We start from the raw sequence: 22,884 nt of genomic DNA, 5'->3' as shown, positions 1-22,884 counted from the left end.
AAATTTGTGAAGTTAAGGAAGCGTATAAACTCGGGGACGCGACGGGGGCCGGAGAGCGCGAGGGAGATGATCGGTACATGGCCGGCGGCAGCAAGGACACAGCACGCTTCGTGGAGCGGTTCGCGGGCCAGCTCGTCGAGGCCGGTCTGCCCCGGATGCCCGCCCGCGTCTTCGCGGCGCTGCTCTCCTCCGAGCACGGCGCGCTCACCGCGGCGGAGCTGGGGGAGCGGCTGCAGGTGAGCCCGGCGGCGGTGTCCGGCGCGGTGCGCTATCTGACGCAGGTCCACATGGTCACGCGCGAGCGCGATCCCGGCACCCGGCGCGACCTGTTCCGGGTGCACGGCAACCAGTGGTACGAGGCGCTCGCCAGCCGGGACAGCGTCATGAAGCGCTGGGTCGACTCGCTGACGGAGGGCGTCGAGAGCCTCGGCCCCGACACCCCGGCGGGGCGGCGCCTCGCCGAGACCCTGGCGTTCTTCGAGTTCGTCCAGACCGAGCTGGGCGGACTCATGGAGCGCTGGCGGGAGCACCGCAAGACGCTGGGGCTGGACTGATCCCGCCACAGCCCCGCGCTCCGGGGCGAGCGGAGCTCGCTTCCAGGGGCACGGGGAACTGCGCGAGAAGCCCCACCGGCCCGCAGGTCACAACGGAACGGTCATGGGGCAGACGCGGATCAGGAGCGCGGGGAACCGTGTACAGCCCGGTCAGGCCTGTGCGGCTCCGGCCTGCGGGGCCTGCTCCTGCGTCGGGCCCGGCTCCGGCGCCGCGGGCGTCATCGCCTTGCGGTACGGGATCGTCAGCGTGATCAGCGCGGCCGCCACCGCGACCCCGCAGCCGATGAGCATCCCGGTGCGGAACGCGTCCTCGGACGGCAGCACGTATCCGCCCAGCGTCACCGTCATCTGGGACAGCACGACACCGATCACCGCGGACGACGCCGAGGTGCCGATGGAGCGCATCAGCGTGTTGAAGCTGTTGGCCGCCGCGGTCTCCGACTGCGGTACGCCACCCATGATCAGCGCGGGCATGGCCCCGTACGCGAGCCCGACACCGGCGGTGATCACGCACATGACGACCGTCAACTGCCAGGCGGCGCCCATCAGGAAGACCGAGATGCCGTAGCCGATCGCGATGACGACGCTGCCGAGGAGCAGGGTCACCTTCGGCCCCTGCTTGCCGGTGAGCTTTCCGCCGAGCGGTGCCACGATCATCATCATCAGGCCGCCGGGCATCATCCACAGGCCCATCGCCATCATCGACTGGCCGAGCCCGTAGCCCGTCTCCTTCGGGAGCTGGAGCAGCTGCGGCACGATCAGCGACGAGGCGTACATCGCGAAGCCGACGACGACCGAGGCCGCGTTGGTCAGCAGCACCTGCGGCCGGGCCGTGGTCCGCAGATCCACCATCGGCTGCTTCGTGCGCAGCTCCCACACGCCCCAGCCGAGCAGGACGACGACCGCGACGGCGAACAGGCCGAGCGTCGTGCCGCTGCCCCAGCCCCAGTCCGCGCCCTTGGACACGGCCAGCAGCAGGGCCACGAGCCCGATGCCCAGGCCGACGGCGCCCGCGTAGTCGAAGCCGCCCGCGTCCTCGCGGCGCCGCTCGGTGTCGGGGATCACGACCTTGTAGAGCACGGCGATGGCGGCGCTGAGGCCGGCCGACACCCAGAACAGCACCCGCCAGCTGCCGTAGTCCGCGACGGCGGAGGCGAACGGCAGGCCGAGCGCGCCGCCGATGCCGAGCGAGGCGCTCATCAGGGCGATCGAGGTGCCGAGCTTCTCCGGCGGTACGAGGTCGCGCAGCAGGCTGATGCCGAGCGGCACGAGGCCGACGCCCATGCCCTGGAGCCCGCGCCCGACGATCATCATCGTCAGGTTCGTGGAGAGCGCGGCGACGATCGATCCCGCGATCAGCGGCACGGTCGATATCAGCAGCATCCGCCGCTTGCCGTACAGGTCGCCGAGGCGGCCCATGATCGGCGTGGCCACGGCGGCGGCGAGCAGGGTGACGGTGACCACCCAGGTCGCGTTCGACGCGGAGGTGTCGAGGATCGACGGCAGCTCACCGAGCAGCGGCACGACCAGGGTCTGCATGACCGAGGCGACGATGCCGCCGAAGGCGAGGACGGCGACGATCCGCCCGGAGCCGGCCGAGTCCGTCGGACCCGCGCTTCCGGGCTTGGTGGCTTCCATGGCTGACGGTGCTCCTTAGTTCTTGCGGATTCCTGCTGGTTCCTGCACGGCGGGCATGTGCACCGTACAGTCGATGTGCATAATGCACAACATATGTATGGTGCACATCGCCCGTGATATACCTGCTGGGCAGGGAGTACGAGAAAGGTGAACGCGGTGAGTGACGGTGCGGGCAAGGACGAGACCACGCGCCAGGTCGAGTTCGAGACCATGCTGCTCGGCCGGCACGGCTATCTCTTCGGCTCGCGCTCCAGACCCGCCGACTGGCATCTCGACCGCAGCGCCTACATCCTGCTCACCCGCATCCAGCTCGTCGGCCCGATGTCGATCGGCCAGCTCAGCGACGCGACCGGGCTCGACGCGTCGACGCTCAACCGGCAGACCGCGGCGATGAAGCGCGCGGGGCTCGTCGAGCGGATCCCGGACCCGGACGGCGGGATCGCCCGCAAGTTCCGGATCACGCAGGAGGGCGAGAAGTCCCTCGACGACGACCGGGCCCGGTATCTCGGCATCCTCGAAGGGCTGCTGGACGACTGGAGCACGGACGAGGTCGCCGATTTCGCGGCGAGCCTGCGGCGGTTGAACCATGCCATCGAGCGCCTGGACGGGAGGCCGTGGCCGCGGCCTTGACGGGCCCTTTCGCCGTGGCGGGTCGAGGGCGTGTTCGCGGCTGCGGGCCGGTGGTCCTGCTGCGCGCGGTTCCCCGCGCCCCTGAAGCGAGCTCCGCTCGGCCAGGGGAAGGCGGCGCGCAGCGCATGCCTTCAGGGGCGCGGGGAACCGCGCGAGAAGCTCCACCGGCCCGCAGCCGCGTACCGGACATCACCCCGCTCACGGCGCCCGGGCGCATCAAGGCAGCGCCAACCCCCACGCCCCCTCGCGCACGGTCCAGGTCCGTCTGCGGACCGGGCCGCCGATGGCCACCGAGTCCGCCCGGTAGCGGAAGTCCTGGCCGGTCACGGTGACCGTACGGGCCTGAACGGTCAGCGGCGCCGCCGAGGGGCACCGCACCTCCACCCGGGCGAGCCCGGTCCCGGTCGTGGGTCCCACCGAGACCCCCTCCACCGGCTGGTCCAGGTCGACCAGGGTCACCCCGTCCGCCTCGACCCGCAGCCGTGCCGGGGCGGCGGAGTCCGGCGGAGCCACCCGTACGGGCCGCGCCGCCAGCGACCGCACCAGCGACCGGCACGTCCGCAGCCACGGCCGGGCGAGGGACGCGTCCGGGGCCTCCGCGACCGGCGGGATGCGCAGATCGCCGAGCACCACCCCGTCGCTGTCGTCGACCAGCAGATCGAGCCGGCGCTCCGCCCCGTAGAGCGCGGCGCGCGCGGCGGCGACCGTGCCGCCCGGCACCCCGAGGGAGCGCGCGAGGGACACGGACGATCCCACCGGCACCATCGAGAGCACCGCCCCGGCCAGCTCCCGCTCCCGGTGCAGGAGCGACACGGCACGCAGCAGCGCCCGGTCGTCACCGACCAGCACGGGCCGCCGCGCACCCCGCTTGGCCAGGGCTTTCGCGAAATCCTCCGGGTTCTGCGGCAGGCACACCTTGGCCGCCGCGCCCGCACACAGCACATCCTTGGCGATGCGCACGGACTCCCCGTCCGCGCGCCGGGCGAAGGGATCGACGATCACCAGAAGCTGCCGCGACAGCCCCTCGCTCGCATCGTCCGCGCGGTCAGATGGATGGTCCAAAGCCGCCACCTCGGCCTTGCCTCGCTTCCTCGGGTAGCATCTTTGTGCAAGAGCCCCTTGCGCTATTGCGCCAGGGGCTTCGTCTATTCCGGGGCACCCCAAGGCTCACGAAGGCCCGCCGCACCGACGCGGCGCCGGCCCCTGACCTTGGACATGCCCCGCCCGGAAGGGGTGTACGCCTGTGCCCGCACTTGTGCTGCTCGGTGCTCAGTGGGGTGACGAAGGCAAGGGAAAGGCCACCGACCTGCTCGGTGGATCCGTGGACTATGTAGTGCGCTACCAGGGCGGCAACAACGCCGGCCACACGGTTGTCGTAGGCGACCAGAAGTACGCGCTCCACCTTCTCCCTTCCGGGATCCTCTCGCCGGAGTGCACGCCGGTCATCGGCAACGGCGTCGTCGTCGACCCGTCGGTCCTGCTCTCCGAGCTGAGCGGTCTGAACGAGCGCGGCGTCGACACGTCCAAGCTCCTGCTCAGCGGTAACGCGCACATCATCACGCCGTACAACGTGACCGTCGACAAGGTGACGGAACGCTTCCTCGGCAAGCGCAAGATCGGCACCACCGGCCGCGGTATCGGCCCGACGTACGCGGACAAGATCAACCGCGTCGGCATCCGCGTCCAGGACCTCTACGACGAGTCGATCCTCACCCAGAAGGTCGAGGCGGCCCTCGAGGTCAAGAACCAGCTGCTCACCAAGCTCTACAACCGCCGCGCCATCGAGGCGCAGCAGGTCGTCGAGGAGCTGCTCGGCTACGCCGACAAGATCAAGGGCTACGTGGCCGACACGACCCTGATCCTGAACAACGCGCTCGACGAGGACAAGGTCGTGCTCTTCGAGGGTGGCCAGGGCACGCTGCTCGACATCGACCACGGCACGTACCCCTTCGTGACCTCGTCGAACCCGACCGCGGGCGGCGCCTGCACGGGTACCGGCGTGGGCCCGACGAAGATCGGCCGCGTCATCGGCATCCTGAAGGCGTACACGACCCGTGTCGGCGCGGGCCCGTTCCCGACGGAGCTCTTCGACCAGGACGGCGAGGACCTGCGCCGCATCGGTGGCGAGCGCGGTGTCACCACCGGCCGTGACCGTCGCTGCGGCTGGTTCGACGCGGTGATCGCCCGCTACGCGACCCGCGTCAACGGCCTCACCGACTTCTTCCTCACCAAGCTCGACGTCCTCACCGGCTGGGAGCAGATCCCGGTCTGCGTCGCCTACGAGATCGACGGCAAGCGCGTCGAGGAACTCCCGTACAGCCAGACCGACTTCCACCATGCGAAGCCGGTGTACGAGTACCTGCCCGGCTGGTCGGAGGACATCACGAAGGCCAAGACCTTCGCGGACCTCCCGAAGAACGCGCAGGCGTACGTCAAGGCGCTGGAGGAGATGTCCGGCGCCCCGATCTCGGCGATCGGCGTCGGCCCCGGCCGCGACGAGACGATCGAGATCAACTCGTTCCTGTAGGACGGCCGTTCTCGTGCGGCGGTTCTCGTGCGGCGGGTCTCGTGCGGGAGCTGCCGTGCGGCGGTTCACGTGCGGCGGTTCTCATGCGGGAGCTGCCGTACGGCCGTTCTCGTACGACGTCGAGTGCCCCGGTTCCGCCATTGGCGGGCCGGGGCACTTTTCGTGGGCCGTCAGCCCCCGAGCACCGCGCCGAACTGGGGCGTGCCGGCCGTGGACACGCCCACGGCCGAGGGGGACAGCGAGAGCGCGCCCGTCGTGGTGATCTTTCCGCCGCTGGACCTGAGGACGGTCAGCGCGCCGTTGCCCGCGTTCTCGCCGGCGACGCCGACGGCGAGGTCCGACCGGCCGTCGCCGTCGAAGTCCGACAGCAGGACGTCGGTGCCGAACTGGTCGCCGCGCTCGCTGCTGCCCGGGACCCCGGCCGTGGCCTGGGTGAAGCTCTGGGCGCCGGTACCGGTGACGCCCGAGGCCGAGCCGTACAGGACGGTCACGGCGCCGCTGTCGTCGGTGCCCGAGGCCGCGCCGTCCTCGGCGGGCGTGCCGACGACGATGTCGCTGTGCCCGTCACCGTTGACGTCGCCGACGCTGACCTCCCAGCCGAACAGGTCCGACGCCTCGCCCGTGCCGGGAACGCCCGCGGTGTCCTGGGAGATCGCCGTGGAGCCGCCGTCGGGCCCGGTGGCGGAGCCGTAGGTGACGTGGATGCTGCCGCCCGCGGAAGTGCCGGGCTGGCCCTCGGAGTTGGAGCCGTCGGCGGACAGGCCGGTGACCACGTCGCCGAATCCGTCGCCGTTGAGGTCACCGATGTCGCTGATGATGCCGCCCGGCAGCGCGGTGGCGGTGGCCGAGGGGCCGGACGTGGTGCCGGGCAGGTAGTAGTTGACGAGGTAGTCGCCGTCGCCGACGTGGTTGCCGCTGACGACGAGGTCGTCCCTGCCGTCGGCGTTCACGTCACCGGCCGTGAGCTTCCGCAGGTGGTAGGGGCTGCTCGTCCGCAGCGGGGTGCTGACGGAGGTGGCCGAGCCGACCGTGCCGGTCCTGGAGATGCCGCCCTTGAAGACGCGGACGTCCTTGGAGGTGTCCGCCGTGGCGAGGTCGGTCTTCGCGTCGCCGTCGAAGTCGCCCGCCACGACGTCGAAGCCGAAGCGGTCGTGGCTGGAGGGCGCCGGGTCCGCGATGGTCGTACCGCCCTTGAGGCCGCTGGAGGACCCCCACAGGACGGTGACGGTCCCGCCGTCGGTGTCCCCGGGCATGTCCTCGTACGGGGTGCCGACCGCGAGGTCCGTGAAGCCGTCACGGTTGAAGTCCCCCGGCGACGTGGCGTACCCGAACATGTCACCGGCCTCGGGCGTGCCGGGCACACCCGAGGAACTCTGGGTGAGCGTGGCGCGCTTGGCGGCGCCGATCCCGTTCGCCGAACCGTAGAACACCGTGATCTGCCCGGCCCGCGCCTGCCCGCCGACCGTGGCCTCGGGGGAGGAGACCGCGACGTCCGGGTACCCGTCGAGGTTGAAGTCGGCCTCGTGCGGCTGCGTCGCGGAGGCGCCGGGCACCGCCGACGCCGACCCGGCGGAGAGCGCGACCAGGCTCCCGGTGAGTGCGGCCGCGGCGGCGGTCGCGGCGGCGAGCCGGGCCCGGCCTGGTCTGTGGGCGGAGGTGCGCTTGTGCTTCGGCATGGCGGTGCTCCTGCGGCGGTTCACTGTGACGGTTGGCGCACAGGAGACTCGCGTGGGGTGCCGAAGGTTGTAGGTGCCGGGGCGCCGGAGCCGGGCCCCGCTCAGCCTCCCTTGGTGTAGGTGAACACCTGCTGGTGGCCCGTCGAGTCGATGAGGGTGCGGCGCAACGTGTTCGAGGACAGGAACTCGACCGTGCTCGGTGTGCCCTTGCGGCAGGCGGAGGACGGCTCGGCGACCACCGGGTCGGTGCCCGCGACCTGGAGGGAGGAGTCGGTGGCCGAGGCCAGCCGGCCCTTGAACACGCAGTGGTACGACGCGTAGTTCTCCTGCGTGCCGTCCTGGGTCAGCGTCAGGACCGTGTCGCCCGGCTCGCCCTGCTCGATGACGAGGACGCGGGAGATCGGGCCGTACGTGTTGCCCTTGTCGTTCGTCCACGTGCCGAGGAACTTCTCGGGTATGTCGCCCGCCGCCGACTGCGGGGTCTCGGCCGGTGTCGTGTTCTGCGGCGTCGGCGAGTCCTGGCCCTGCGTGGACGGCGTGGACGGCGTGGACGGGGTGGCCGAGGCCGGCGCCGACATCGAGGACGGCGTGCTGCCGGCCCCGGGCGACGGGTCCTTGCCGTCGTCCTTCATCAGCGCGTACACCGAGCCGCCCGCCCCGAGCGCCACCACCAGGGCCACCACGACCAGCGCCGCCGTGGAGCGGGCGCGGCGGGGCGGCTCCGCAGGCGGCAAGGTACCGAGCGGCGCCGGGCCGTAGGGCGGGGTCTGGCCCCAACTCCCCTGCGGGTAGCCGTAGGCGGGCTGGTGCGGGTAGCCGTACGCGGGCGGATTCGGCGTCGCCGCGGGAGCCGGCGGCGGGGCCGGGGCGTCCGCGCCCACCACCATCGTGGGCAGGTGGTTCACCGGAGGCGCGGCGCCGGGCCTGCCGGGGGGCGGCGGCGCGTTCGGCGGTTCGGCGGTCGGGCCGTCCCCCTTCGCGGTGCCCGCTGGGCCCGTCGCACCCACTGAGCCCACCGAGCCCACCGAGCCCACCGAGCTCTCGGGGTCCTCCGAGTCCAGCAACTGCACGGCATGGCGCCCCAGTTGGGCCACCAGCGCGCCAGGCAGCCACGGGTCGAGGGTGCGGCCGCCGACGCCGAGGGTGTCCTCGGCGCCGGTCCGCGCCAGGATCTCGTCGGGCGAGGGCCGCTCTCCCGGCTGCTTGCGCAGACAGTCCCGCACGAGATCCTGCAGGCCCTCCGGGAGGCCCGTCAGGTCCGGCTCCTCCTGGGCTATGCGGAACATCAGGGCGTGCACCCCGCTGTTGGACGTGCCGAACGGCAGCGCGCCGGTCGCCGCGTACGCGAGCACGGAACCCAGGCAGAACACGTCGCAGGCCGGGGTGATCCGGTCGCCGCGCACCTGCTCGGGCGCCATGAAGCCGGGCGAGCCGACGAGCGCGCCGGTCCGCGTCAGCCCGCCGTCGGTGACCGTCTCCAGGGCGCGGGCGATACCGAAGTCGATGACGCGCGGCCCGTCGATCGTGACCAGCACGTTCGACGGCTTCAGGTCGCGGTGGATGAGCCCGGCCGCGTGAATGTCCTTGATGGCGTGCGCGAGGCCCGCGGCGAGGATCCGCACCGAACGCTCCGGCAGCGCGCCGTAGTCGTGCGAGACGACCTGCTGCAGCGAGGGCCCGGCCACGTACGCCGTCGCCAGCCAGGGGATCTCCGCGCCCGTGTCCGCGTCCAGGACGCTCGCCGTCCAGGCCCCGCCGACCTGCCGCGCCGCCTGCACCTCCTGCCGGAAGCGGTTCCTGAACTCCTCCTGCTCCGCGAGCTCCTCGCGCACCAGCTTCACGGCGACGGTGCGCCCGCGCTCCGAGCGCGCGAGATACACCTGCCCCATGCCACCCGCGCCCAGGCGCCCCAGCAGTCTGTACGCGCCTATGCGCTGCGGGTCCCCTGGTCCCAACGCCTCAAGCCGCTCCATGTCGCGCCACCCTCCCCCGTACGTGTGCAACAAAACGAGAATAGTGCGGGTATACGACAGAGAGGGCGGTAGCGGCTTCTACAGTTCCGTAACGGACGTGTCGGATAGGGGCAGTTGACGCGCACCCACGCGACTCCCGTCCCCTTAACTCCCGCCAGGGGCGCCGTTAACCCGCCGTTCCCTAGCGTCCCCGGCATGGACAGCAGCCATTCCCTCGGCCAGCTCGCCGCCCATCTGGGCCTCGACCTCGCCGCCGTCACCCTCCTCACCTTCGGTGTGTTCTACCCACGCCATCGCAGGCGCGAGCTGGTGCCCGCCTATCTCGCCCTGAACACGGCCCTGTTCGCGGTGGTCGCCGCCCTCGGCGAGGTGGGCAGGGGCGGCGGACTCGCTCTGGGTTTCGGCCTGTTCGGCGTCCTGTCCATCGTCCGGCTCCGCTCGGACGCGCTGCGCCACCAGGAGGTCGCGTACTACTTCGTCACGCTGGTGCTCGGCCTGCTGTGCGGGCTGCGCGCGCTGGGCCTCGGCGTGACGGCGGCCCTCGCCGCGCTGCTCCTGCTCGTCGTCTACGTCGCCGACCACCCACGCCTGTACGCCCGCGACCGCCGGGCCGTCGTCACCCTCGACGCGGTGTACGCCGACGAGGGCGCGCTCCGGGCCGAGCTGGCGCGCACGGTCGGGCAGCCGTACGGCTGGACGGTGCGGGAGATCGACCACGTACGCGACCTGACCGTGGTGGAAGTTCGCTTTCGACAGACGGAAGTTCGGGAACAATGGGTGGCCCCCGTACGTCCGAAGAGCACGACCACCGTTACTGCCGCCCATCGACAGGAGACCGTGTGATCCCCGCCGTACGTGCCATCGGCCGCGCCGCACTCGCCGCCCGGCCCCTCTCCCTCGACGAACTCAACAGCAAGGCCGAACTGTTGGCCCGCCGGGACCACAGCTATCTCGTCCCGGTGGAGATCTTCGAGGACTTCGCGGCGCTGCTCACCGATCCGCGCCGCGCGGGCGGCCCGTTCCGCGCGCTGTCCGTGAACGGGCGGCGCTGGTTCGGCTACCGCTCCACGTACTACGACACGGCCGACCTGCGGACCTACCACGATCACCGGCAGGGGCGCCGGCTGCGCTACAAGATCCGTGAGCGCCTCTACCAGGACAGCGGGGAGCGGCAGTTCGAGATCAAGCTGAAGAACGGCCGCGGCGAGACGGTCAAGCACCGGCGCCGGGTGAGCGGCGACGCCCCGGTGCTCGACGAGGCCGGGCGGGGGTTCCTGGCCGGGGTCCTGAGCGGCGCGTACGGGCTCCCGTCCCCGGAAGGGCTGCGGCCCTCCCTGGTCACGGACTACCAGCGCGCGACGTTCGTCGCCGACGGGCAGCGGGTGACGTGCGACGCGGGTCTGGTCGTACGGGACGTCGTCGACGGGCGGGCCGTGCGGGCCTGCGGCGGGCTGGTGCTGGTGGAGACGAAGACGCGGGGCCACCTGACGGAGGCGGACCGGATTCTGCACCGGTACGGGGTGCGTGCCGCCGAGTTCACGAAGTACTGCGGGGGGTTCGCCGCGCTGCGCCCGGAACTCGGGGTGAACCGCTGGTCCCGCGCGGTGAAGCAGGCGTTTCCGCGGAGCGCCTCCTAGCTCGGTCGCTGTTGTCGGTGGGCGGCCCCGCGTCTCGTCGTGGCTGGTCGCGCAGTTCCCCGCGCCCCTGAAGCATGCGCTGCGCGCAGCTTCCCCGATGAGATGCCGCACGAAGTGCGCATCTCAGGGGCGCGGGGAACTGCGCGCAGCAGGACCACCGGCCGTCAGGTCGCGGCGAGACCCTGTGGGGCAGACGCGGATCTTTCAGGGGCGCGGGGAACTGCGCGAGAAGCCCCACCGGGCCGCAGACTCAGGCGAAAGCGGGCGCGGGGCACCCTCACGCGCCCCCTCGACCCGGCAGACGCGGATCCTTCAGGGGCGCGGGGAACTGCGCGCAGCAGGACCACCGGCCGTCAGGTCGCGGCGAGACCCTGTGGGGCAGACGCGGATCTTTCAGGGGCGCGGGGAACTGCGCGAGAAGCCCCACCGGGCCGCAGACTCAGGCGAAAGCGGGCGCGGGGCACCCTCACGCGCACCCTCGACCCGGCAGACGCGCCGCAGGCCACCGTAGGGTCACCACGGCGCCGGGTCCTGCGAAGGACACCTCGCCGCCGGACTCCTCCGCGGTGCGCCGCGCGATGGACAGGCCGAGCCCGGTGGACCCGCCCCCGCTGGCCCCCCGGGAGACGGCCCGCGCGGGCAGCCCGGGCCCCTCGTCGGCCACCACCAGCTCGGCCCCGCCCGCCGGCAGCTCCCGTACGCACACCCGGAAACCGACCCCGAGCGGCGTGTGGTCGAGCACGTTCCCGATCAACGCGTCGAGCGCGGCGGCGAGTTCGTCCTCCGGCACCGCGACCACCAGCGGAGCGTCCGGCACCGACACGTCGAGCGTCCGTTCCTGGTCGGAGACGAGCGGCTCCCAGAACGCCGTACGCTCCCGGGCCACCGCCACCAGATCCGCCCCGGCGGGCTCCCGCAACGGCCGCCGCGCCTTGCGGATCACCTCGTCCACGCCCCGCTCCAGGGCGGCGACACTCGCCCCTATGCGCTCCGCCTCCTCCGCGTCCCGCAGCCCCTCCGCGTCGAGCCGCAGCGCCGCGACGGGGGTGCGCAGCCGGTGCGCGAGGTCGGCGGCGTTCTCCCGCTCGGCGGTGAGCAGCTCGTCGATGCGGGCCGCGAGATGGTTCAACTGGGATGCCACGGAACGGAGTTCGGGCGGCCCGTCCGGCTCCACCCGCGCCGTGAGGTCACCGGTCGCGAGCCGGTCCGCGGTGCCCGCGAGCGCCCGCGTCGCGCCGACGAGCCGCGCCCCGAGCCGGTCCGCGAGCACCAGCCCGATGAGGACGAGCCCGACCCCGATCCCGGCGAGCGTCAGCCACGACGACAGCATGCCGTCGTACAACTGGCCCGTGCTCATGGTCACTTGGACCACGGCGGTGCCCGCGGCCGCGCCCTGGACCGGCACCAGGACCTGCCGTCCCCCGCCCGAGGGCTCGTAGGTGAACGCCCGCCCCTCCCGGGCGAGCCGCACCGCGTCGGTCACGGCGGCAGGGGCGCCGATGACCGCGCCGTCGGCGAAGACGATCGATGTCCCGGGCCCGGAAGCCGAGTTGACGCTCTCCACGGCCTGTTCGGCGTCGGCCCGCTCCGACGCCCGGCCCAGCGTGGGGCCCATCGCGGCGGCCACCCACTGCGCGCGGGCCGTCGCCTCCGCGGTCGCCCGGTCCGCGGCGTGGCTGCGGGTGAGCAGCGTGAGCGGGACGAGCAGCGCGGTGAGCACCAGGGCCGTGGTCGCGGCCGTGAGCAGGAGCAGGGTCCGGCGCATCTACGGCTCCTCGCTGCCCTGCGGTGCCATCAGCTTCACGCCCACCGTGCGCACCGTGTGCAGATAGCGCGGCGCCTGCGCGCTCTCCCCCAACTTCCGTCTCAGCCAGGACAGATGGACGTCGACCGTCTTGTCGGCACCGCCCAGCGGCTGCTGCCACACCTCGGCCAGCAGCTCCCGGCGCGAGACGACCTGGCCGGGGCGCCGGGCGAGATGCGCGAGCAGGTCGAACTCGCGCGGCGTCAGCTCCAGTCGGCGCCCGTCGAGGGTGACCTCGCGCGCTCCCGGGGACATCACGAGCCCGCCGACCCGGATCGGCTCCTCGGCGTCGCCGGGCAGCCCGAGCCGCCGCAGCACCGCCTTGACCCGCGCGTCCAACTGGGCCGCGCCGAACGGCTTCACGATGTAGTCGTCCGCGCCCTCGCCGAGCACGGACACCATCTCCGGCTCCTCGTCGCGGGCCGTCGCCACGATCACCGGTACGTCGCTGACGGCCCGCAGCATCCGCAGCACCTGCACGCCGTCCACGTCGGGCAGGCCCAGGTCGAGGACGACGAGGTCCGGGCGGTCGGTGACGGCGGCGTCGAGGCCCGTCATGCCGTTCGCCGCGGTGGCGACGGCGTGCCCTTTGTCGCTCAGGGCCCGCACAAGCGCTCCGCGCAGCGCCGGGTCGTCCTCTATGACCAGGAGATGGGGCATGGGGTCACCGTATTTCGTCTGCCGGGTGCGGTTCGTGGCGGTCTGCGGGTACTGCCCCTGGGCGAGCGGAGCTCGCTTCCAGGGGCGCGGGGAACTGCGCGAGAAGCCCCACCGGCCGGCACCCGGCGACGAACAAGCCGTCAATCGTCCGACTCCGCGACCCGCTCGGCCCGGGCCGAAGACCCCGCCCCGCACCGCACCCGATACTCAAGATCATCCGCATCGTCGTCCGAGGGTTCCACCTTCAGCCGCGCCACCCGCCCCGGCCCCCGTACGACGTCGTCGCCATCGATCTCGTAACCCCCCGCGGGGCTCCACGACACCAGGTACACGGTCCCGTCCGCCCCGCACTCCACGGTCGCCGAACCCCCGACGAACCGCAGCGTGCGCCGCCGGTCCGCCGAGGTCGAGGAACCGGGAGAGGCCCCGGACGACGGCCCGGCGGACGACGTCGCCGAGGCGAGGGCCCGCCGTACCGCCGCGTCGTCCAGGGTCCGGCCCCGGGGCCCCGTCCCGGCGCCCGCGGTCGCGTCCGCCCCCGCCAGTTGCCAGGCACCGAGCCCGCCCGCGGCCGTGCACACGGCCACCCAGGCCGCGGTCGCCGCCACGCTGCGCCACTTCATGCCGCCCACCCTGCCGGACGGTTTCCTAACGCCACGCTAAAAGCGGCCCGGTAACGACGGAGGGCGGCGGGGGCGACAGTCTGTCGGGTTCGGCGGCGTCCCACAGACAGGACGCCGATGGCACCCGGGTGCACCGGACATTTACCCTCGGCCCCATGACCCCTCAGCCGAATCCCCAGGTCGGCGCCGCCGTCAAGGCCGCGGACCGTGCGCACGTGTTCCACTCCTGGTCCGCACAGGAGCTCATCGATCCGCTGGCCGTCGCCGGTGCCGAAGGCTCGTACTTCTGGGACTACGACGGCAACCGCTACCTCGACTTCACCTCAGGTCTCGTCTACACGAACATCGGGTACCAGCACCCGAAGGTCGTCGCCGCGATCCAGGAGCAGGCCGCGACGATGACGACGTTCGCGCCCGCGTTCGCCATCGAGTCGCGCTCGGAGGCCGCACGCCTCATCGCCGAGCGCACCCCCGGCGACCTCGACAAGATCTTCTTCACGAACGGCGGCGCGGACGCCGTCGAGCACGCCCTGCGCATGGCCCGTCTGCACACGGGCCGCCCCAAGGTGCTCTCCGCGTACCGCTCGTACCACGGCGGCACCCAGCAGGCCATCAACGTCACCGGCGACCCGCGCCGCTGGGCCAACGACAGCGGCTCGGCCGGCGTCGTCCGCTTCTGGGCGCCGTTCCTGTACCGCTCGCGCTTCTACGCCGAGACGGAGGAGCAGGAGTGCGCCCGCGCGCTGGAGCACCTGGAGTCCACGATCCAGTTCGAGGGTCCGGCGACGATCGCCGCGATCATCCTGGAGACCGTCCCGGGCACGGCGGGCATCATGCTGCCGCCCAAGAGCTACCTGGCCGGTGTCCGTGAGCTGTGCGACAGGTACGGCATCGTCTTCGTCCTCGACGAGGTCATGGCGGGCTTCGGCCGCACCGGCAAGTGGTTCGCCGCCGACCTGTACGACGTCACGCCGGACCTCATGACCTTCGCGAAGGGCGTGAACTCGGGCTACGTGCCGCTCGGCGGTGTCGCGATCAGCGGCGCGATCGCCGAGACGTTCGCCAAGCGCCCGTACCCGGGTGGTCTCACCTACTCCGGGCACCCGCTGGCCTGCGCCGCCGCCGTCGCCACCCTCAACGTGATGGAGGAGGAGGGCATCGTCGAGCAGGCCGCGAAGACCGGCGCGGAGATCATCGAGCCCGCCCTGCGCGAGCTCGCCGAGCGGCACCCGTCGGTCGGCGAGGTGCGCGGCGTCGGCATGTTCTGGGCCCTGGACCTCGTACGGGACAAGGAGACGCGCGAGCCGCTGGTGCCGTACAACGCGGCCGGTGCGGACAACGCGCCGATGGCCGCGTTCGGCGCCGCCGCCAAGAAGAACGGCCTGTGGCCCTTCATCAACATGAACCGCACGCACGTCGTGCCGCCGCTGAACATCACGGAGGCCGAGGCCAAGGAGGGCCTCGCCGCCCTCGACGCGGCGCTCGCCGTCGCGGACGAGCACGTGGCGTAGGGGCGTTGCCAGGCGGGCCGTTGTCCGGTGGGCCGGGGGACCGGCCCACCTGGACGGCTCAGCTGAAGATGATCATCGAGCCCTGGGCCAGGCTGCGCGTCGCCGCCTGGTGCAGGCCCAGCCACACATGCCGCTCCCGCGCGAACGGACTGTCGTCCAACGGCACCGCGGCCGCCGGCTCCTCCAGGGCGGTCGGCCCGGCGGGCGGCGCCGGCGCCGACGGCGGGTTCGCCGGGTCTATGCCGATCGACGGCGCCACGTACTCCAGCTCCCGCAGCAGCGCGTGCGAGGAGCCCAGCGGGCCGCCTCCGGCGAGCAGTTCATCGTTCGACAGCGGTGTCCCGAAGTCGACCGGGACGTACGCGCCCGCGTGGTCGTAGTGCCAGACCAGGTGCGAGCTCTGCGCCGTGCTCTCGAACATCTCCAGCAACTGCTCGTAGTCCCCGCCGAGTTCGTCGACCGGCGTCACCGCGAGCCCGCACAACTGCAGCAGGTACGCGCGCCGCAGGAAGTGCAGCGCGTCGTAGTCGAACCCCGCGACCGGCGCCACGTCGCCCGACAGGCCCGGCATGTACGCGTAGACCGGCACCGGCGGAAGTCCTGCCTCGTGCAACGCCTTGTCGTAGAGCGCGAGTTCTTCGGCGAAGGGATTGTCGGGGCTGTGGCACAGCACGTCGACGAGGGGGACGAGCCACAGGTCACAGGCCAAGGGGGCTCCTTAGAGTCGGAGACGTCGAGGCGTCAGCGCCAGCGTAATGCGCGTCGGGCCGGGGCAGACCTGTCTTGCAGGTACCCACTGCGGATGGGGCCTACCGGCCCTCCCGGCCCCGCTCGCCGGTGATGCTCTCGACCAGCGCGAGCGAATCCGTGTTGTACGAGGCGATGATCGCGTGCGCGGCCCGCGCGTCCCTGCGGGAGAGGGCGTCCACCAGCTCGCAGTGCCCGGCCCACAGACGGCCCCGCAGCTCCCCGGCCCGGCGCAGATGCGGCACCGCGCACATCCAGGACTGCACCCGCAGCCGGTGGAAGAAGTCGGAGAGGTAGGAGTTCCCGAACAGCGCCGAGAGCTCCCGCCAGAACCGCAGGTCGTAGCCGATCAGGACGTTCAGGTCACCGGCGGCCGCGGCCCGGGCCGCCTCCTCGCCGCGGCGGCGCACCCCGGTCAGGGCGGCGGCCGTGACGGGGGCCTGCGGGGCGTTCTCGGCGAGCCCGCGGAAGATGCCGTCGGCGACCAGGCTGCGGGCCTCGATCATGGCCCGGTAGTCGGCGAGGGAGTACTCGTGGACGCGGAAGCCGCGGTGCTGGGCCGAATCGAGCAGGCCCTGCGCGGTCAGGTCGACCAGGGCCTCGCGGACCGGCGTCGCCGACACCCCGTACCCGTCGGCGATCTCCTTGACGGTGAACTCCTGGCCGGGCGCCAGCCGCCCCCCGAGGATCTCGTCGCGCAACGCGTCCGCGATCTGCTGGCGCAGGGTGGAGCGGGTGACGGTGGGACCGTCGGATGCGGGGGGCACGGTGCGGCTCTCCAGGGTGGCCGGGCGATTGTCGTCCGGCCACCCTAGCCCCGCCGCCGCGACTGCCGGGTTCCCCTTGTCGTGCGACTGCGGCCCGGTGGGGCTTCTCGCGCCCCGCGGCGGAGCCGCTGATCGGCACAGCCCCGCGCCCCTGGAGCGAGCTCCGCTCGCCCGGGGAGGCTGCGCGCAGCGCATGCCTCAGGGGCGCGGGGAACCGCGCGACCGGCCACGCCGAGACCCGCCCCCGGCGACGCGACCGAGAACCCCTACCTGGGCTCCGGCGGGCGCTGCCGGGGCATGTTCGGCCGGGCTCCGGGGGGCAGCGGGAAACGCCCCGGCCCGTTCGGCTCCGGCCCCCGCGCGGCAGCGCCCGGCACCGAGGACTGCATCACCAGCGGCGCCGGCCCCGACCGGAACTCCACCATCCAGTCCGCGGTCTCCGCCCGCACCAGCTCCGTCACGTCCTCGGAGAACCTCCGCAGCACCCCGAGACACCGCTCGGCCGCCTCGCTCGCCGTGCCGTCCGTCGGCCCGAGCACCTCGCGCACGTTCTCCGAGGCCCAGTCGAACTGCAGCACCTGCAACCGCCGCTGCACGGCCTGCGCGGTGGCGACGTCCCTTATCCACCCGGAGGTGAGCCCGAAGTACCGGTCGCATCCGACGCACGCCACGGCGAGCAGCAGGGACACGTACCCCCAGGGCGCGACACCCCCCGCCGTGCCCGTCAGATCGAGCAGCGGCAGCACGCCCCCGCACACGGCCCCGAGCGCCGCACCGGCGCGCAGCACCCGGGCCCCGCGCCGCTTCCACGCGCGGTCGGCGAGATACCAGGCCTGGGTCCGCAGGGCGCCCTGCTCCACCCACCGGTACAGCTCGTCGAGCCGCTCGGCGGGCTCACCCCAGTCGCCGAGCGGAAACGTCCGCCCCGTGAGGTCGCCCGTCCCGGGATCCTCCTGGGGCGGTCCTTCGGGCTGCATCTCCGGCTGGCTCACCCGGCACTCCCTCGACCTCTACTGGCTCTGCTGGCTCTACTGGTTACGGATGGGGCTGAATGTGCAGCATCTTCCTACCGCCCAATGGGTGGCCAAGGACCCGCTTTCGCGGGTTTTACCCCTAGAAGTGGGCCTTCATCGGGTATAGGAAAGCGGCCCATCTCACTCGAAAGAGTGCAGTGAAAGACCTCAGGGCGGTGGCCCCCGGGACCACGTAGGCTCGGTACGTACGCCGTATGCACGCCGTACGCAGACCGACAGAACGCACCCGGACCCCAGGAGCTGAATCGTGATCCCCGGTGGTGGCCAGCCCAACATGCAGCAGCTGCTCCAGCAGGCCCAGAAGATGCAGCAGGACCTCGCGAAGGCTCAGGAAGAGCTGGGGCGGACCGAGGTCGAGGGCCAGGCGGGCGGCGGCCTCGTCAAGGCGACGGTGACGGGCTCGGGTGAACTGCGGGCCCTGACGATCGACCCGAAGGCGGTCGACCCGGAGGACACCGAGACCCTCGCCGACCTCGTGATCGCGGCGGTGGCGGCGGCCAACGAGAACGCGCAGACGCTCCAGCAGCAGAAGCTGGGCCCCCTCGCCCAGGGTCTGGGCGGCGGCAGCGGCATCCCGGGCCTCCCCTTCTAGGCGCCGCGCCAACTACCGTACGTACCGAGCGACACCCCACCGGAAGGCAGCTGATCCGTGTACGAAGGCGTGGTCCAGGACCTCATCGACGAGTTGGGCAGGCTGCCCGGCGTCGGTCCCAAGAGCGCGCAGCGGATCGCCTTCCACATCCTGCAGGCGGAGCCGACGGACGTACGGCGGCTCGCGCAGGCCCTGATGGAGGTCAAGGCGAAGGTCCGCTTCTGCGCGACCTGCGGGAACGTGGCGCAGGAAGAGCTGTGCAACATCTGCCGCGACCCGCGCCGCGACCTCTCCGTCATCTGCGTGGTCGAGGAGCCGAAGGACGTCGTCGCGATCGAGCGGACCCGTGAGTTCCGGGGCAAGTACCACGTCCTCGGCGGCGCGATCAGCCCGATCGAGGGCGTCGGCCCGGACGATCTGCGGATCAGGGAACTGCTCGCCCGCCTCGCGGACGGCACGGTCACCGAGCTGATCCTCGCGACCGACCCGAACCTGGAGGGCGAGGCGACGGCGACGTACCTCGCCCGCATGATCAAGCCCATGGGCCTGAAGGTCACCCGCCTGGCCAGCGGCCTCCCCGTCGGGGGCGACCTGGAGTACGCGGACGAGGTCACCCTCGGCCGCGCCTTCGAGGGGAGAAGACTCCTAGATGTCTAAGACACCCGAGACACCCGAGACAACTCAGTCGCAGGTGCCGCAGGCGGCTCAGACGCCTGACGCGGTCACGCTGCACTCCACCACCCAGGACCCGAACGACTTCGCGGTCCAGATCTCCGACCAGGTCGAGTCGTTCATCGTCGCGGTCAGCGAGATCGCCAAGGGCGACGAGCCGGACTCCGCCGTGCCGTTCCTCCTCCTGGAGGTCTCGCAGCTGATGCTGGCGGGCGGCCGGCTCGGCGCGCACGAGGACATCCTCCCGGACGAGCGCTACGAGCCGGACCTCGGCCCGGAGCCCGACGTCGACGACCTGCGCGAGCGCCTGGCCCTCATGCTGGACCCGATCGACGTCTACTCCGAGGTCTTCGACCCGTACGAGCCCCGCAAGGCGCCCGTCGCGGCCCGCATCTCCGACGACCTGGCCGACGTCGTTACCGACCTGCGCCACGGCATGGCCCACTACCGCGCGGGCCGGGTGACCGAGGCCCTGTGGTGGTGGCAGTTCTCGTACTTCTCCAACTGGGGCTCCACGGCGTCCGCGACGCTGCGCGCCCTGCAGTCCCTGGTCGCCCACGTCCGCCTGAACCAGCCGCTCCCCGAGCTCGACGGCCTCGACACCGACGAGGACCTGTCGGCCGGCGAGGACGCCCTCGAGGAGGAGGCGGGCCGGGTCATGGCGGAGGAGATCGCGGGCCCGCTGGGGCTGCGCCCCGTCAAGTAGCGCTCCGGGCCCGGACCCACCCGGGCAGCTGTACGAGGAGCACCTGCAGCAGCACCGCGGCCACCGTCCCGACCACGATCCCCTGCCCGGCGAGGTCCCCGACGACGCCGGGCAGCCGGTCGGTCAGCGCCGCCCCCAGGCCCGGCACGCCGAGCCCCGCCATCACCGCGAGGACGGCCACGAGCACCGCCCGGTCGTCGTCGCGCACCCGGGCCAGGATCGTGATCCCCGCGAAGACCACCGAACCGGCCGCGGGCAGGAACAGGCCGCCGACCACCGGGGCCGGGGTCGCCACCAGCACCGCCGCCGCCTTCGGCAGGAAGGCGAGCGCGATGAGCACCAGCGCCGTGACCCGTACCGTGTGGCGGCTCGCGACCCGGGTCAGCCGGACGACGCCCAGGTTCTGCGCGTACGCCGTCGTGCCGAAGCCGCCGAACAGGCCGGAGACGAGCGAGCCGCCCGCCTCGCCCGCGACGCCGTTCGCCACGCGACGGTCGCTGAGACGTTCACCGGTGAGCTCCGCCGTCGTCTCGTAGCAGCCGACCGCCTCGGCGACGGCGGCCAGGAAGATCACGACCATCGTGACGGTGAGCGCCGGGTCGAAGTCCAGCGCCCCGTACGGCAGGAACGTGGGAAGGGCGAACCAGGCCGCGTCGCCGACCGCGGAGAAGTCGAGGCGGCCGGTGCAGGCGGCGAGCGCGTCGCCGACGACGAGGGCCACGAGGAAGGAGTACATGCGCAGGTCGCCGCGCTTCAGGAACCCGCAGACGACGACGGTCGCACAGGTCGCGACGGCCGGCAGGACGACGGCGGGTGACGCGAAGTCGGCGGCTGTCGAGTCGCCGCCGAAGAACTCCAGGAACGTGAACTGTGCCAGGAGCAGCCCCACGAGGAGCATCACCGTGCCGGTCACCGCGGGCGTGAAGACCTTACGGATGTGGCGCAGGGCGCCCGTCACCGACGCCAGCAGCACCAGCGCCGCGCCGATCACCAACCCGGTCGTCGCCGCGGCCAGTTGACCGCTCTTGGCCGCGGCGATCGCCATCGCGTCGAACGCCGACGACGGGCCCTCGACGATCGGCAGCCGGACCAGTTTCGTGGTCTGGACGAGCGTGGCGAGGCCCGCCGCCAGGAAGGTGACCGTGACCAGGCTCGTCGCCAGGCCGGAGGAGAGGCCGCCGACACCGGCGATGAACAGCGGGTCCAACCACACGTTGGACACCAGGAGTTGCTGGACGCCGAGGAGCAGGGTCCGAGGCAGCGGGGGCTTGTCGTCGATGCCGTGGACGAGGTCGAGGGAAGCCTCGCGCGAGGGCGCCGGCACGGTCGTGGTCGCGGGGGTGGTCGTCGTCATCGCGTCGTCACCCCGGCCTTCTCGGCGAGGCCCTGCATCGACCGTGCGATCCGGCCGTGCGTGCGCAGGGCGTCCGTGAGACCGGCCAGGACCGGTTCGCCCCGGTCGACCAGGACGCGGCCGCCGACCATCGTCGTCCAGGCCCGCGCGGGGCCGCAGCGCAGCCAGGCCTCCACCGGGTCGCTGTACGCGCCGGCCAGGGCGACCTCGTGCAGGTCCCAGATCACCAGGTCCGCACAGGCGCCGGGGCGCAGATGCCCCAACTCGTCGGCCCTGCCCAGGCATTGGGCCGAGCCGCGGGTCGCGATGTCGAGGGCGTCGCGGGCCGTCATCGCGGCCGGGCCGCCGCGGTAGCGCCCCAGCAGCAGGGCGCCCCGCGTCTCCATCCACAGCGACGCGTGGTCGGTGGACGCCGAGCCGTCGCAGCCGAGGCCGACCGGCAGGCCGAGCTCGCGCATCTCGCGGACCCGGGCCGTGCCGCCGCCGATGAGCATGTTGGAGCTGGGGCAGTGGGCGACACCGACCCCGGCGGCGGCGAGCCTCGCCAGCTCCGCGTCGTTCGGGTGGATGCAGTGGGCGACCCACGACCGGTCGGTCAGCCAGCCCGTGTCCTCGAAGTACTCGACGGGACGGCAGCCGTACGTCTCCAGGCAGTACGTGTCCTCGTCGGGGTCCTCGGCGAGGTGGGTGTGGAGGCGGACGTCGTGGCGTTCGGCCAGCTCGGCCGTCGCCGTCATCAGCTCCTTGGTGACCGAGAAGGGGGAGCAGGGGGCGAGCGCCACGCGGACCAGCGCCCCCGGGGCGCGGTCGTGGTGGGCCGCGATGACGCGTTCGCTGTCCGCGAGCACCTCGTCCTCGGTCTGGGTCACCGAGGACGGTGGCAGGCCGCCGTCCTCCACCGAGCGCGTCATCGAGCCGCGCGTGGCGTGGAAGCGGAAGCCGATGTCCTTGGCCGCGTGGATCCCGGCGTCCACGAGGTACGGGCGCGGATGGACGTACAGGTGGTCCATGGACGTCGTGCAGCCGCCCATGAGGAGCTCGGCCATGCCGACGTACGTCGACACGTACACGGCCTCCTCGTCGAGCGCGGCCCAGAGCGGGTACAGCGTGGTCAGCCAGGAGAAGAGGCTGCCGTTGACCGCGGGCCCGTAGGAGCGCGTGAGGTTCTGGTAGATGTGGTGGTGGGTGTTGATCAGGCCCGGTGTCACCAGGCGGCCCGCCGCGGAGATCACCTCGCGGGCGGCGGGCTCGGAGCCGGGCGCGCCGACGGCCGCCACGCGCCCGTCCCGTACGGCCACCCAGCCGCCGGGGATCTCCCGCTCGCCGTCCACGACGAGCAGGCGGGCGTCCTTGACGAGTACGTCGAACACTTCGGGTACGTCGAACGCATCGGATACGTCGAACATTTCGGGCACGGGTGCCACGGGCAACCTCCGGAACGCAGCGGCCGGTCGGGACTCTTCAGCGCGCTGCCCTGTCCCGGTGCCGTGCGAGCGATCCGGATCGTCACCGTCTGCGAGAGACGGACGGGCCTGGGTCGGGAACGTAGGGAGGGAGGGTTACGGACGGCGGCTCCGGGGATTTCGGTGACGTAACCCTGTCCGTGTGAGCCGCCCCACTTTCCCGGTTGCCCTTCACAAGGCGCGGGCATGCGCTTGTGCGGAGCGGCCGGACGCCGGTTGCCGAAGACCTGGTGATCAACTCGTGGGCGGGACATCTCACGATGCGATATCGCCGGGGCGGATTTCGGCCGCTCGTTAAACTGAGCCGACCGCAGTA

21 protein-coding genes are annotated in these 22,884 nt (G+C 72.4%); 9 read left to right on the top strand and 12 right to left on the bottom strand.

Going from position 1 to position 22,884, the window contains the following annotated elements:
• The first annotated feature begins 77 nt into the window (after positions 1-77).
• Positions 78-554 (top strand): GbsR/MarR family transcriptional regulator, encoded by a 477-nt coding sequence (locus B072_RS0107030; protein ID WP_018529233.1) that lies wholly within the window; start codon positions 78-80, stop codon positions 552-554.
• Positions 555-704: 150 nt separating this feature from the next.
• On the opposite strand, the gene B072_RS0107025 is transcribed toward B072_RS0107030, so the two are convergent.
• Positions 705-2,192 (bottom strand): MFS transporter, encoded by a 1,488-nt coding sequence (locus tag B072_RS0107025; RefSeq protein WP_018529232.1) that lies wholly within the window; start codon positions 2,190-2,192, stop codon positions 705-707.
• Positions 2,193-2,402: 210 nt separating this feature from the next.
• Here B072_RS0107025 and B072_RS0107020 point away from each other — a divergent pair, with 210 nt between their 5' ends.
• Positions 2,403-2,822 (top strand): MarR family winged helix-turn-helix transcriptional regulator, encoded by a 420-nt coding sequence (locus B072_RS0107020; protein WP_051127120.1) that lies wholly within the window; start codon positions 2,403-2,405, stop codon positions 2,820-2,822.
• 216 nt (positions 2,823-3,038) lie between these two features.
• Here B072_RS0107020 and B072_RS0107015 read toward each other — a convergent pair whose 3' ends face one another.
• Positions 3,039-3,884, bottom strand: coding sequence for a hypothetical protein (locus B072_RS0107015; RefSeq protein WP_051127112.1), 846 nt, complete (start codon positions 3,882-3,884; stop codon positions 3,039-3,041).
• A gap of 181 nt (positions 3,885-4,065) precedes the next feature.
• Here B072_RS0107015 and B072_RS0107010 point away from each other — a divergent pair, with 181 nt between their 5' ends.
• Positions 4,066-5,349, top strand: a complete 1,284-nt coding sequence (locus B072_RS0107010; RefSeq protein ID WP_026245532.1) for an adenylosuccinate synthase — start codon at positions 4,066-4,068, stop codon at positions 5,347-5,349.
• Between the two features lie 170 nt (positions 5,350-5,519).
• Here B072_RS0107010 and B072_RS42650 read toward each other — a convergent pair whose 3' ends face one another.
• Entirely contained in the window at positions 5,520-7,025 is a 1,506-nt protein-coding gene (locus B072_RS42650) for an FG-GAP-like repeat-containing protein (RefSeq protein WP_018529228.1), read from the bottom strand.
• Positions 7,026-7,126: 101 nt separating this feature from the next.
• On the bottom strand, positions 7,127-8,998 hold the full coding sequence (locus B072_RS0107000) for a serine/threonine-protein kinase (protein ID WP_026245531.1): 1,872 nt from the start codon (positions 8,996-8,998) through the stop codon (positions 7,127-7,129).
• Between the two features lie 195 nt (positions 8,999-9,193).
• Between B072_RS0107000 and B072_RS0106995 the strand changes: the two genes are divergently transcribed.
• Positions 9,194-9,841: a DUF4956 domain-containing protein gene (locus B072_RS0106995; RefSeq protein ID WP_018529226.1), complete on the top strand. Its 648-nt coding sequence runs from the start codon at positions 9,194-9,196 to the stop codon at positions 9,839-9,841.
• Positions 9,838-10,635, top strand: a complete 798-nt coding sequence (locus B072_RS0106990; RefSeq protein WP_018529225.1) for a polyphosphate polymerase domain-containing protein — start codon at positions 9,838-9,840, stop codon at positions 10,633-10,635. The genes B072_RS0106995 and B072_RS0106990 overlap by 4 nt, the downstream gene beginning before the upstream one ends.
• Positions 10,636-11,101: 466 nt before the next feature.
• On the opposite strand, the gene B072_RS0106985 is transcribed toward B072_RS0106990, so the two are convergent.
• From B072_RS0106985 to B072_RS0106975, 3 genes are all read right to left on the bottom strand, one after another.
• On the bottom strand, positions 11,102-12,400 hold the full coding sequence (locus B072_RS0106985; RefSeq protein WP_018529224.1) for a sensor histidine kinase: 1,299 nt from the start codon (positions 12,398-12,400) through the stop codon (positions 11,102-11,104).
• Positions 12,401-13,099: a response regulator transcription factor gene (locus B072_RS0106980; protein ID WP_018529223.1), complete on the bottom strand. Its 699-nt coding sequence runs from the start codon at positions 13,097-13,099 to the stop codon at positions 12,401-12,403.
• Positions 13,100-13,239: 140 nt separating this feature from the next.
• Positions 13,240-13,722, bottom strand: a complete 483-nt coding sequence (locus B072_RS0106975; RefSeq protein ID WP_018529222.1) for a hypothetical protein — start codon at positions 13,720-13,722, stop codon at positions 13,240-13,242.
• Positions 13,723-13,877: 155 nt separating this feature from the next.
• Here B072_RS0106975 and B072_RS0106970 point away from each other — a divergent pair, with 155 nt between their 5' ends.
• Positions 13,878-15,233: an aspartate aminotransferase family protein gene (locus B072_RS0106970; protein ID WP_018529221.1), complete on the top strand. Its 1,356-nt coding sequence runs from the start codon at positions 13,878-13,880 to the stop codon at positions 15,231-15,233.
• A 58-nt stretch (positions 15,234-15,291) separates the two neighbouring features.
• Here the strand turns inward: B072_RS0106970 and B072_RS0106965 are convergent, their stop codons facing one another.
• From B072_RS0106965 to B072_RS0106955, 3 genes are all read right to left on the bottom strand, one after another.
• Entirely contained in the window at positions 15,292-15,942 is a 651-nt protein-coding gene (locus B072_RS0106965) for a hypothetical protein (protein WP_018529220.1), read from the bottom strand.
• 100 nt (positions 15,943-16,042) lie between these two features.
• Positions 16,043-16,747 carry a GntR family transcriptional regulator gene (locus tag B072_RS0106960; RefSeq protein ID WP_018529219.1) on the bottom strand — a complete coding sequence of 235 codons (705 nt, stop codon included), beginning with the start codon at positions 16,745-16,747 and terminating at the stop codon, positions 16,043-16,045.
• 266 nt (positions 16,748-17,013) lie between these two features.
• Entirely contained in the window at positions 17,014-17,739 is a 726-nt protein-coding gene (locus B072_RS0106955) for an SLATT domain-containing protein (RefSeq protein WP_018529218.1), read from the bottom strand.
• Positions 17,740-18,028: 289 nt separating this feature from the next.
• Here B072_RS0106955 and B072_RS0106950 point away from each other — a divergent pair, with 289 nt between their 5' ends.
• From B072_RS0106950 to B072_RS0106940, 3 genes are read left to right on the top strand one after another with little or no spacing between them, the layout of a single operon-like run.
• Positions 18,029-18,373: a YbaB/EbfC family nucleoid-associated protein gene (locus B072_RS0106950; protein ID WP_026245530.1), complete on the top strand. Its 345-nt coding sequence runs from the start codon at positions 18,029-18,031 to the stop codon at positions 18,371-18,373.
• 57 nt (positions 18,374-18,430) lie between these two features.
• Positions 18,431-19,030, top strand: a complete 600-nt coding sequence (gene recR, locus B072_RS0106945; protein ID WP_018529216.1) for a recombination mediator RecR — start codon at positions 18,431-18,433, stop codon at positions 19,028-19,030.
• Positions 19,023-19,751 (top strand): DUF5063 domain-containing protein, encoded by a 729-nt coding sequence (locus B072_RS0106940; protein WP_078506326.1) that lies wholly within the window; start codon positions 19,023-19,025, stop codon positions 19,749-19,751. Before recR ends, B072_RS0106940 begins: the two co-directional genes overlap by 8 nt.
• Here B072_RS0106940 and B072_RS0106935 read toward each other — a convergent pair.
• Together B072_RS0106935 and B072_RS0106930 are read right to left on the bottom strand one after the other, a co-directional pair.
• Positions 19,744-21,105, bottom strand: coding sequence for a uracil-xanthine permease family protein (locus tag B072_RS0106935; RefSeq protein WP_018529214.1), 1,362 nt, complete (start codon positions 21,103-21,105; stop codon positions 19,744-19,746). The two genes, B072_RS0106940 and B072_RS0106935, sit on opposite strands and share 8 nt — an antisense overlap.
• Positions 21,102-22,511, bottom strand: coding sequence for an 8-oxoguanine deaminase (locus B072_RS0106930; RefSeq protein ID WP_018529213.1), 1,410 nt, complete (start codon positions 22,509-22,511; stop codon positions 21,102-21,104). The genes B072_RS0106935 and B072_RS0106930 overlap by 4 nt, the downstream gene beginning before the upstream one ends.
• Positions 22,512-22,884 lie beyond the last annotated feature (373 nt).

It is taken from the genome of Streptomyces sp. HmicA12, from assembly GCF_000373565.1.
Lineage (GTDB): Bacteria > Actinomycetota > Actinomycetes > Streptomycetales > Streptomycetaceae > Streptomyces.
This window is presented reverse-complemented; position numbering and strand designations above follow the sequence as displayed.